This window comes from Streptomyces niveiscabiei, from assembly GCF_001419795.1.
Taxonomy (GTDB): Bacteria; Actinomycetota; Actinomycetes; order Streptomycetales; family Streptomycetaceae; genus Streptomyces; species Streptomyces niveiscabiei.
Window position 1 is genome coordinate 1 of record NZ_LIRL01000233.1, and the last position, 11436, is coordinate 11436.

Here is an 11436-nt window from a genome sequence, read left to right on the forward strand (position 1 = left end):
CGCTCGTGTCGGACGTGTCGCCGTAGATCACGCCCCGCCCGTTGGTGGACACGTACACCCGCCCGTACACCCGGGGATCACCGGTGATCGCCGCCCCGGTCCAACCCCACTGGTGCGCGTCGTCGTTGACCCGGACCCAGCTCGCCCCCTTGTCCGTGGACCGGAAGATGCCCCGCACCCCGCCGATCTTCGCGCTGGTGAAGAGCGTCTGGTACGAGGCGCCGCTCGCCGCCTTCCCGAACCCGACCGTGTCGGCCTGTTCGACGTTCGACAGCTTCGTGAAGGTCGCCCCGGAGTCGGTGGAGTGCCACAGGCCGTACGCCGAGCCGGCCGCGCCGCCCGCCAGCCAGATGTCGCCCTTCGCGCCGGGCACCGCCTTGAAGCGGACGCTGTCACCGGTGGGCAGACCGGTCGCGGCGGACGCCGTGAAGGTCGCGCCGCCGTCCGAACTGACGTAGAACGTGCCCGACTTGAAGCCGTAGAACGTGCGCGCGTCGACGCGGTCCGATTCGACGATCGCGCCGGCCGGGATACCGCCGGACGCCTGCCAGGACGTACCGAACCCGGTCGTGTACTGCACGCCGGTGCCCGCCGGGGACCACACGAAGCGGCTGCCGTCGGAGGACGCGGCGACCGTGCCGCCGCCGCTCACGCCCGAAGGGTCGCTCCCGGCGAACCAGTTGGCGCCGTTGTCGGTCGAGAAGGCCACGTGCGGACCGGAGTCGAGGTCCCCGACGCGCACGAACGTGTTCGGGTTGGTCTCGGCGAAGTCGAGGCTCGTGGTCGTCGTGAAGTTCGGCTGCGTGAACATCATCGGCGGTACGGCCGTCAGGCTCGTGTGCCGGAACCCGCCGATGTCACCGAGCGCGCTGACCAGCGGGGCGCCGGACGGCGGCGAGGCGAGGTCGTTGACGGCCGTCTCCTCCAGGCCCCGCACCATCGGCTTGACGGTGAACTGGCCGCCGCTGTCCCAGTTCCCGAGGTTCTCGGTGCCGTAGATCGTCGCGCCCGTCCCGTACATCATCCGCGCCGAATCGAACGGGTCGATCTCCAGCGCCTCGGTCATCCAGCCGAGTTTGGGCGTCTGCTCGGGCGGCGCCGGGTTCGCGCCCCAGGTCAGCCACGGCGACGAGGAGACGTCCATGGTGAAGCGGTTCGCGCGGTTGGGGTACGACGTGTAGTCCCACGCCTTCGTCCAGGTCGCGCCGGAGTCCGTCGAACGGAAGATCTGCGTGTCCGGCCACCAGGAGCTGTACGCGGTCGCCATGACCGTACCCGGCTTCTGCCGGTCGACGGTCAGGCCGCTGAAGCCGTAGTAGGTGTCGGCCTCGGCGACGGGGCTGATGTCCGTCCAGGTGCCGGTGGCCGTCGCGTACCGCATCAGCCGGCCCTTGCCGCCGTCGTACGGGCCGCCCTTGTCGCTGTACGCGAGGTACAGGCTGCCGTTCGCCAGCACACCCTTGTGGGGGAGGTAGCCGGTCGGCTGGCCGGCGAGGCGGGACCAGGTGGCGCCCGCGTCCGTGGAGCGGTAGACGGCGTTGTCCTTGTCGGCGACGCCCACGTAGATCGTGCGGGTGGCGGTGCCGGCCGTGCCCGTCGACTCGTCGAACGTGACCCAGACGACGCCCTGGTTGTCGCTCGCGTACCCGCTGGTGTCCGTCGGATCCTGCACGTAGTTGCCGGCGTTGGGGAACGCCGTCACCTGCGACCAGGTCACCCCGGAGTCCGTCGAACGCCACAGCCCCTTGCCGCTCGGCGCCGCGAGGTACAGGACGCTGTTGCGGTTCGGGTCGACGGCGAGTCGCTCGCCCATGCCGCGGCCCGGCATGTTGCCGCCCAGCTTGAACGGCAGGTCGGTCTTCTGCCAGGTCGCGCCCCGGTCGCCGGAGCGCAGCACCGCCCCGTTGCCGGGGTCCCAGCTGTTCGTGTACGTCCCGACGGCCGCGTACACCTTGTTCGCGTCGACCGGGTCCGCCGCGAGGCTCGCGACCCCGGTGTGGCCCCAGTCCGTCCAGCCGACCGAGTCCAGCAGCGGCGTCCAGCTCTTCGACGACTCCTGCCAGCGGTAGGCGCCGCCGATGTCGGTGCGCGCGTAGACGAGGTTCTTCTCCTTGCGGCTGAACACGATCCCGGGGACGAAACCGCCCCCGTCGATGCGCGCGTTCTTCCAGGTGTACGACTCCGCCGTGAGCGCGGGCTTGGCGTCGGGGGCGGTGGCGAGGGCGGGTGGGGCGCCCGCGAGCAGTCCGGCGCCGAGCGCCAGCACAGTCGTGAGGATGCGGGTTCTTCGCACGGTGGGGGTTCCTTCCTCGTGCTGCCATGTGCGGGAAGAAAACAGGTACGACCGGGCGACCCCCTGTGCGGGTGGGGGTCGCCCGGTGTTGATACGCGAAGCCTCAGCGGGGACTTATTCGAGCAGCTCCGCGTACGAACCCAGGGCCAGTGCGATGTCGGCCTGGGCCCAGAACCGGTGGTAGGTGAACGTCGGCGCGGCTCCACCCGCGAGATAGGCCTCGATCTTCGACCAGTTGGGGTCGTCCTCGTAGAAGGAGCGCAACGAGGCGAACGTCGAGGAGGAGTTGATGGTGTCGCCGTTGGGCATCTTGCCGGTCCAGCCGCTCGGGACGTACACGCTGTCGTCGAAGCGGTTGTAGTCGGCCCGGGTCTCCGGGAGCGCGATGCCGAGGCTGTCCTGGTAGTGCGACCACATGCCGTCCAGCAGCGCCTTGGCGACCGTCTTGGCCTCCGTGTCACCGGACTTGGCGGCGTAGTAGGTCAACGCCCGTGCGTACGCGCCCGCCACGCCGACGTCGTTGGTGTAGTCGACGACGTTGACGTGAAGTCCCGTGTTGGCACCCGGACTTGACGCGTTCCAGGTGTCGGGCTGCCCGGACCAGGAGAGCGTGGCCGGGAACCGGTAGGTGCCGTCGGGGTTGACGGTGGTCTGCGACAGCGCCCAGTCCACCCACTTGTCGAGGACGGCCTTGGCCTGCGCGTTGCCGGTCTGCTGGTAGTACTCGGCGACCCGCTCCATGGACCACGCCTGGAACCCGAACCACTGGTTGGACGGCGGGTCGTGGTAGACGGGCTGCTGGTCGTAGTACATGCCGTAGAAGGTCGACTTCCCGGCCGGGGGAGTGGCGTACCGCCCCGCCCAGCTGTTCGTCGCGCCACCGGCGATGGCACCCTCGTCCGACTGGAGCCAGCGGTAGAACTCCAGCTGGCGGGTGAGCGAGGTCGCCCAGTCCGCCGACCCCGTCGCCGACTTGGGCTTCAGCGGCGCGTACGAGCTGAGCGCGTACGCGGCCAGCGGGTTCTGGTAGCCGCTGTGGCTGTGGCTGGAGCCGATCCGCCAGGCCCAGCCCGCCGAGGTGTCGGTCGCGCCGCCCCAGGCGTAGTACCAGGACATCAGATAGGCCGAGGAGTTCTTGCCGGACCCGGCCGGGCAGGCCGACGGACCGACACAGTTGCCGATCTTCTTGAAGTACTTGTCGTACATCGAGTACCGCAGATAGTCGCCCATCTTCGCGGCCTTGCCGACGGCCGCCGAGACGTCGGCGCCCTTGCCCTGCTGCTTGGCCCAGACGTCCGCCCAGTACGCGGCCTGCACGGCGCGCGCGTCGGCGTCGGGGGCGTTGGTGAACTTCCACTGCTTCGAGTAGGAGTTGTCACCGGTGAACAGGTCCAAGTACCCGTTCGGGCCACCGTACTTGAACTGGTCGCAGGTCGGCTGCGGCACGGTCTCCCACACGGATTCCTGCGCACCGCGCTGGAAGGTGTTGATGTACGACGGACCCGTGTCGGTGGGCCCCGCCTCGCACTTGCCGGGCGCGTTGCCGTACCCGTAGACGTTGTCCACGTCCTGGAGCCAGTGCATGCCGTAGATGTCGTCCGTGCCGTACGCGGACTTCAGCTCGGCCGCGATCGGGTCCTGGCCCACCGAGACGGACGTGTCCAGGCGCGCCGGGTACTCGTTCGGGGTGTCCAGCTCGGGCGCGTAGGTCGCCGGCTTGGACGCGTTGTAGAACGAGTTGGTCGGCTGGTCGGCGTGGGTGGGGATCATGTACTTCTCCATGAGGTCCCACGCGCCGTTGAACTTCGACCAGTCACCGGTGATCCTGCCGTACGTCGCCTGGAGCCACAGCAGATAGCTGTACGCCTCCGACGTCGTCTCGTGGCCCTGGTCCGGCGCCTCGACGATCAGCGTCTCCACCGAGTGGTACGGGATGCCCTCCGGCGAGAAGTAGCCGTTCGCCGGGTTGGTGATCTTCCCGTACAGCTCCAGGAACCGGGCGTCGTACGTCTTCTGCCCGGCGATCTGGGTCGCCGTGACCGTCGCCTTCGCGAGGCCCGTCGCCGTCGAATCGAACGCCGCCGCGCCGGTGCCGGTCGCGTTGCCGGTGATCGTCACCGTCTGCGGGGTGTTCCAGTTCGACGGGGTGAAGGTGAGCGAGGCGCCGCCGGTCACCGTCAGGCCGGTGTTGCCGGAGGCGCGCGCGGTCGACACCGTCACGTTCGACGAGGGCTGCGTCGACAGCCGCAGCGTGTAGGTGCCCGTCTTGCCCTGCTGGACGGCGAGCTGGGTCACCGACGCGACGACCGCCGGGCCCGAGGCCACGGTGATGCCGACCGGCGTCGAGGTCCCGGCCGCGCCCAGGCTGTCGTACGCCTTCGCGACCAGGGAGTGGGAGCCCACGGCCAGGCCGGTCGCGGAGAACGTGTACGGCGCGGTGGTGTCCGTGCCGAGCAGGGTCGTGTCGTCGTAGAACTCGACCTTGCTGATCGTCGCGCTGTCCGCGGCGGCGGCCGTCGCCGCGAGCGGTACGGCCGTGCCCTGCGTGTAGATCGCGCCCGCGGTCGGGCTGGTCAGCACGGTGATCGGCGGCTGGTGCGCGCCGACGCAGGAGGTGCCGTTGATGGTGAAGTTCGTCGGCGCCGCGTTCGTGCCGCTGTACGTGAACTGGGCGCCCGTGCTCACGGCCGCGCCCGCCGCGATGTTCGCGTTGTACGTGGCGCTCTGCACGGAGACCGTGCCGCCGGACTGCGTCCAGGTGCCGTTCCAGCCGTTCGACAGCCTCTGGTTGCCGCTGTAGGAGTAGCCCAGCGTCCAGCCGTTGATGGGGTCGGTGCCCCGGTTGGTGATCGTGAGGTCGGCGGTGAAACCGCTGCCCCAGTCGTTCGTCTTGTAGTCGACGCTGCACTGGAGTGCCGCCGCCTGGGCGGTACTGGTGAGCGTACTCAGGGTGGCCAGCGGGAGCGCGAGGGCCGCCACGGCGGCGGTCCACAGGCGCCGCGTCCTTCGGCGTCTGCGTCGTGGGTCCATGTGCTGGTTCCTCCTTGCGGCTCGGGGAGTGCTCGGCGGAAGAAGTGGGGGAGGAGCAACAAGCCTTGAACCAGTGGGAGCGCTCCCATAGTGAGGATGGGGGTGTCAGGGGTCAAGGCTCTTGAAGAGTCGAAAAGATTCGACGGCCGTTGTTGAGGGAAAGTCAGTGACTCCCCTGTTCTTTACCGGGTCTTGCCGCTAGCTTCGTTGACACCAGTGGGAGCGATTCCATCAGTCGGTGCGTCCGTCTTGGCGTGCCTGAGCTGCAAGGAGTCGCTCATGCGACATCCCTCGCATTCAGCACTTTCAACCGTGGTCGAATCCGCCCCTCTCCGGATGACGACCGCGCACGCCTGCTCCGGCGCACCGAACCTGATCGACGCGGTATGCGAAACACCCGCACCCCCGAAGAGAAGGAACCCGCACTCATGAGCCGTAGCAGAACAGCGATGCTCGCCGCCCTGGCGCTCGTCGCCGGCGCCTCCGGGACCGCGCTGGCGATGGTCCCGGACGCCGGTTCGATCGCCGCGATCCCGTGCACCGTCGACTACAAGGTCCAGAACGAGTGGAGCACCGGCTTCACCGCCAACGTCACCGTCACCAACAACTCGGCCGCCAAGTCGAGTTGGGCCGTGAAGTGGTCGTACGGCGGCAACCAGCAGGTCACCAGCGGCTGGAACGCGAAGGTCACCCAGTCCGGGACGGCCGTCACCGCCGCCAACGAGACGTACAACGGGTCCCTGCCGACCGGCGGTTCGGTGAGCTTCGGGTTCCAGGCGTCCTACAGCGGCGGCAACGCGCTGCCCGCGACGTTCACACTCGACGGCGTCACCTGCAACGTCGACGGCGGCACCGGCGGACCCACCGGACCCACCGACCCCGGCACCCCCGGACCCGGCACCGGATCGCGCGTCGACAACCCGTACGCGGGCGCCAAGGTGTACGTCAACCCGGACTGGTCGGCCAAGGCGGCGGCCGAACCCGGCGGTTCGCGGGTCTCCAACCAGCCGACCGGCATCTGGCTCGACCGGATCGCCGCCATCACCGGCACGAGCACCGGCCGCGGCCTGCGCGCCCACCTCGACACCGCGCTCACCCAGAAGGGCAGCGGCGAACTGGTCGTCCAGCTCGTCATCTACGACCTCCCCGGCCGCGACTGCTCGGCGCTCGCCTCCAACGGCGAGCTCGGCCCGACGGAGATCGACAAGTACAAGACGCAGTTCATCGATCCGATCGCCGCGATCCTCGCCGACCCCAAGTACGCCTCGCTGCGGATCGTCACCGCCGTCGAGATCGACTCGCTGCCCAACCTGATCACCAACACGGGCAGCAGGCCCACCGCCGTCCCGGCCTGTGACGTCATGAAGGCCAACGGCAACTACGTCAAGGGCGTCGGCTACGCGCTCGACAAGCTCGGCGCGATCCCCAACGTCTACAACTACGTGGACGCCGGTCACCACGGCTGGCTCGGCTGGGACGACAACTTCGCCCCCACCGCCCAGATCCTCCACACGGCCGCGACCTCCGAGGGCGCGACCGTCGACGACGTCCACGGCTTCATCACCAACACGGCCAACTACAGCGCCCTGAAGGAGAACAACTTCTCCGTCAGCGAGACCATCGCCGGCAAGTCGGTGCGCGAGTCGAAGTGGGTCGACTGGAACCGCTACACGGACGAGCAGACGTACGCGCTGGCCCTGCGCAACCAGTTGGTGACCGCCGGGTTCCGGTCCAACATCGGCATGCTGATCGACACCTCCCGCAACGGCTGGGGCGGCAGCGCGCGGCCGGCCGGACCCGGCCCGCAGACCAGTGTGGACGCGTACGTCGACGGCGGGCGCTACGACCGCCGTATCCACGTCGGGAACTGGTGCAACCAGTCCGGTGCCGGGCTCGGCGAACGCCCGAAGGCCGCTCCCGCCACCGGGCTCGACGCGTACGTGTGGATGAAGCCGCCGGGTGAGTCCGACGGTGCCTCCTCGGCGATCCCGAACGACGAGGGCAAGGGCTTCGACCGCATGTGCGACCCGACGTACACCGGCAACCCGCGCAACAACAACAACATGTCCGGCGCCCTGCCCGACTCGCCGCTGTCCGGGCACTGGTTCTCCGCCCAGTTCCAGCAGCTGATGCAGAACGCCTACCCGCCGCTCAGCTGACCTTCCCCGTCCCGCGCCCGCCGGACCCCGGCGGGCGCGGGACCCTCAGCCGAGCCGGTTTTGCCGGTACGGCAATTTTTTGCGGTACCGGCAAGAGAAGTGGCCCTCTCCCGGTGCGGCGGCGCACGCTGTCGCCACCACCGAGGAGAGGGTGACCGACATGGCACACCAGCACCAGCACCAGCATCACCAGCACGGGCACGCGCACGACCACGGCACCGACGGCGACACCGGCATCGACTGGGCCGCGATGTCCCAGCACCTGGAGTCCCAGGCCGAGTTGTACGCCCCCTGGTACGAGCGGGCGCTCGCCTGGCTCGGCAAGGAGATCACCGAGCCCGGCCTGATCGTGGACGTCGGCAGCGGCCCCGGCGTCGTCACCGGCCTGTTCGCCGAGACGTTCCCCGGCGCCCGCGTCATCGCCGCCGACGGCTCGCAGCCGCTCCTCGACCGGGCCCGCGAGCGCGCCGAACGCCTCGGGTACGCCGACCGGTTCGCCACCCTCGTCGGTGAACTCCCCGGCAGCCTCGCTGAGTTGGACTACCCCGCCGACCTGGTCTGGGCCGGCCGCAGCCTCCACCACCTCGGCGACCAGCGCGCCGCCCTCGCCGCCTGCGCGCAGCGTCTCGCACCCGGCGGCACCCTCGCGCTGATGGAGGGCGGCCTCTCCCCCCGCTACCTCCCCCGCGACCTCGGCTTCGGCCGCCCCGGCCTGGAGTCCCGCATCGAGGCGCTCAGCGCGGACTGGTTCGCCCGGATGCGCGCGGACCTGCCGGGCGCGGTGGCGGAACGCGAGGACTGGGCCGCCCTGCTGGCCTCGGCGGGCCTCAAGCACACCCGCGCCCGGAGCTTCCTCCTCGACCTCCCCGCCCCCGCCTCCGACCGCGCCCGCGCCTACGTCGTCGAACAGTTCACCCGCGTCCGCGACGGCATCGGCGAACACCTCGACGCGCAGGACCGGGAGACGGTCGACCGTTTGCTGGATCCGCACGATCCGGGAAGCATCCAGCGCCGCCCGGACCTGTACGTGCTCGCGGCCCACACCGTGCACACGGCGGTCCGACCGGCCTGACCCCCTCTGAACGCGCTTGACTTCGAGAGCGCTCCACATGGTGAACTCCCTCTCGTTCAAGCACGACACAGGGGGTACACCATGACTCGCGTAGCTCTCATCACCGGCGGCGGCAGCGGCATCGGCGCGGCCGTCGCCCGCCAACTCCTCGCGAAGGATTGGAAGGTGGCCGTCACCGGCCGGGGCGAGGAGCGCCTCGCCGCCTTCGCGAAGGAACTCGGCGACCCGGAGGGCCTGTTGACGTTCCCCGGCGACGCGGCCGAGTACGCCGATGTCCAGCACGCCGTCGACAGGACCCTTGAGAGGTACGGCCGTCTGGACGTGGCCGTCGCCAACGCCGGTACGGCCACGCACGATTCCGTCGCCGAGGGCGACCCGGCCGGCTGGCCGGAGATGATCCTCACCAACGTCCTCGGCCCGGCGCTGCTGATCCGCGCCTCGATCGACGCCCTGAAGGAGACGAAGGGCCGGATCGTGCTGGTCGGCAGCGTCGCCGGGTTCGTCCCGACGCCCGGGAACCTGTACGGGGCGACGAAGTGGGCGATCACCGGACTCGCCGAGAACACCCGCCGCCAGGTCACGGAGTGGGGCGTCGGCGTCACCCACATCGCGCCGGGCCGCACCGAGACGCCGTTCTGGGACAGCTACGGGAGCCTCCCGCCCGGCCACCTCCTGACGGCGGACCAGATCGCCGGCTCGGTGGTCTGGTCGCTGGAGCAGCCCGAGGGCGTGGACGTCAACACGGTCGTCGTCCGGCCGATCGGGCAGCCCAACTAGCGCGAAAGGGGCGGGACGCCGAACGTCCCGCCCCTCAAGTCGCCTCAGGTCAGGCGAGGTTGAACTCCGCCGGGTCCGGGCCGATACGCCGGTCCTCGTTCAGCGCGCTGATCGCCGCCAGGTCCTCGTCGTCCAGGGAGAAGTCGAACACCTCGATGTTCTCCTTGATCCGCGACGGGGTCACCGACTTGGGGATCACGACGTTCCCGAGCTGGAGGTGCCAGCGGATGACGACCTGCGCCGGGGTACGCCCGTGCTTCTGGGCGATCGCGACGATCGCCGGGACCTCCAGGAGGCCCTTGCCCTGGCCGAGCGGCGACCACGCCTCGGTCGCGATGCCCTGCCCGGCGTGGACCTCGCGCAGCGCGTGCTGCTGGAGGTGGGGGTGCAGCTCGATCTGGTTGACCGCCGGGATCACCGAGGTCTCGGCGATGAGCCGCTCCAGGTGCTCGACGGGGAAGTTGGAGACGCCGATCGCCTTGGCACGGCCGTCCGCGTACAGCTTCTCGAACGCCTTGTAGGTGTCGAGGTACAGGTCACGCGCCGGGGTCGGCCAGTGGATCAGGTACAGGTCGACGTAGTCGAGGCCCAGCTTGCCGAGGGACTCGTCGAACGCGCGCAGCGTCGAGTCGTAGCCCTGCTCGGTGTTCCACAGCTTCGTCGTGACGAAGAGGTCCTCGCGGGCCACACCGGAGGCGGCGACCGCCTTGCCGGTGCCCTCCTCGTTGCCGTAGATCGCGGCGGTGTCGATGGAGCGGTACCCGGCCTCCAGGGCGGTGGCGACCGCGCGCTCCGCCTCGTCGTCCGGCACCTGCCACACGCCGAAGCCCAGCTGGGGCATCTCGACGCCGTTGTTCAGGATGATCGGGGGGACCTTGCTGCTCACGCGCTCTCGATCCTTCGGTTGTCCGTCATGGGTGCTTCCATAGTCAACGATCACGGTACGCGGCGCATTCCTCGCGCCCAAGCCGGAGCCCGGCTCAGGACCGGTACAGCGCCTCGACCTCTTTCGCGTAGGCATTCTCGATCGCCTTGCGCTTCAGCTTCAGGGACGGCGTCAGCAGGCCGTGCTCCTCGGTGAAGGGCTGCGCGAGGATGCGGAACGTACGGATCTGCTCGGCCTGCGAGACCAGCGTGTTCGCGGCGACGACGGCCCGGCGCACCTCGGCCTCCAGGTCGGCGTCGCGCACGAGTTCGGCGGGGGACAGGCCGGGTTTGTCGCGCATCCGCAGCCAGTGCTCGACGCCCTCCGGGTCCAGGGTGACCAGGGCGGCGACGAAGGGCCGGTCGTTGCCGACGAGGACGCACTGGCCGACCAGCGGATGGTCGCGCACCCGCTCCTCCAGCGGGCCGGGCGAGACGCTCTTGCCGCCGGAGGTGACCAGGATCTCCTTCTTGCGGCCGGTGATCGTCAGGTAGCCGTCGTCGTCGAGGGAGCCGAGGTCGCCGGTGGCGAGCCAGCCGTCGTGCAGGGCCTGGTCGGTGGCCTTCGGGTTGTTGAGGTAGGCGGGGAAGACGTTCTCGCCGCGCAGCCAGATCTCCCCGTCGTCCGCGATGTGCACGGTCATGCCGGGGATGGGCTGGCCGACCGTGCCGTAGCGGGTGCGGCCGGGCGGGTTCGCGGTGGCGGCGGCCGTCGTCTCCGTCAGCCCGTACCCCTCGTAGATCTGCACGCCCGCGCCCGCGAAGAACAGGCCGAGCCGCCGGTCCATCGCCGAACCTCCGGACACCGCCTGGCGGACCCGGCCGCCCATCGCGGCGCGGACCTTCGCGTACACCAGCTTGTCGTAGATCTGGTGCTGCACCCGCAGCCCGGCGGACGGCCCGGGGCCCGTGCCCCACGCCTTCGCCTCCACGGCCTCCGCGTACGCGACGGCGATGTCCACGGCCTTCTCGAACGGCCCCGACCTGCCCTCGCGCTCCGCCTTGCGGCGGGCGGCGGAGAACACCTTCTCGAAGATGTACGGCACGGCCAGGAAGAACGTCGGCTTGAACGCGGCGAGGTCGGGCAGCAGGACGGCCGCCTGCATCTGCGGCTGGTGCCCGAAGCGGACCTTGGCCCTGAGCGCGGCGACCTGCACCATCCGCCCGAAGACGTGCGCCAG

At 70.0% G+C, this 11436-nt stretch carries 7 protein-coding genes; 3 read left to right on the forward strand and 4 right to left on the reverse strand.

Features of this window, described 5'->3' with window-relative positions:
• Together AOK24_RS12775 and AOK24_RS12780 are read right to left on the reverse strand one after the other, a co-directional pair.
• On the reverse strand, positions 1–2293 hold a 2293-nt coding region (locus AOK24_RS12775), incomplete at its 3' end, for a sialidase family protein (RefSeq protein WP_055720183.1).
• Between the two features lie 114 nt (positions 2294–2407).
• Complete coding sequence (locus AOK24_RS12780; RefSeq protein ID WP_055720184.1) at positions 2408–5323, reverse strand: glycoside hydrolase family 48 protein; 2916 nt, start codon at positions 5321–5323, stop codon at positions 2408–2410.
• Positions 5324–5751: 428 nt separating this feature from the next.
• On the opposite strand from AOK24_RS12780, the gene AOK24_RS12785 reads away from it, so the two are divergent.
• From AOK24_RS12785 to AOK24_RS12795, 3 genes are all read left to right on the forward strand, one after another.
• Entirely contained in the window at positions 5752–7482 is a 1731-nt protein-coding gene (locus AOK24_RS12785) for a glycoside hydrolase family 6 protein (RefSeq protein WP_055720185.1), read from the forward strand.
• A 160-nt stretch (positions 7483–7642) separates the two neighbouring features.
• A complete protein-coding gene (locus AOK24_RS12790; protein WP_055720186.1) occupies positions 7643–8554 on the forward strand; it encodes a class I SAM-dependent methyltransferase in 912 nt (303 codons plus the stop codon).
• A gap of 81 nt (positions 8555–8635) precedes the next feature.
• Positions 8636–9331 carry an SDR family oxidoreductase gene (locus tag AOK24_RS12795; RefSeq protein ID WP_055720187.1) on the forward strand — a complete coding sequence of 232 codons (696 nt, stop codon included), beginning with the start codon at positions 8636–8638 and terminating at the stop codon, positions 9329–9331.
• 49 nt (positions 9332–9380) lie between these two features.
• Here the strand turns inward: AOK24_RS12795 and AOK24_RS12800 are convergent, their stop codons facing one another.
• Entirely contained in the window at positions 9381–10217 is an 837-nt protein-coding gene (locus AOK24_RS12800; protein WP_055720188.1) for an aldo/keto reductase, read from the reverse strand.
• Positions 10218–10311: 94 nt separating this feature from the next.
• The coding region (locus AOK24_RS12805) for an AMP-dependent synthetase/ligase (RefSeq protein ID WP_159051855.1) at positions 10312–11436 on the reverse strand (1125 nt) is incomplete at its 5' end.

What these genes read in the sequence shown, in the direction of transcription:
- AOK24_RS12780 (WP_055720184.1), bottom strand. Translation starts at nt 5,323, where the DNA reads ATGGACCCACGACGCAGACGCCGAAGGACGCGGCGCCTGTGGACCGCC.
- AOK24_RS12785 (WP_055720185.1), top strand. Translation starts at nt 5,752, where the DNA reads ATGAGCCGTAGCAGAACAGCGATGCTCGCCGCCCTGGCGCTCGTCGCC.
- AOK24_RS12790 (WP_055720186.1), top strand. Translation starts at nt 7,643, where the DNA reads ATGGCACACCAGCACCAGCACCAGCATCACCAGCACGGGCACGCGCAC.
- AOK24_RS12795 (WP_055720187.1), top strand. Translation starts at nt 8,636, where the DNA reads ATGACTCGCGTAGCTCTCATCACCGGCGGCGGCAGCGGCATCGGCGCG.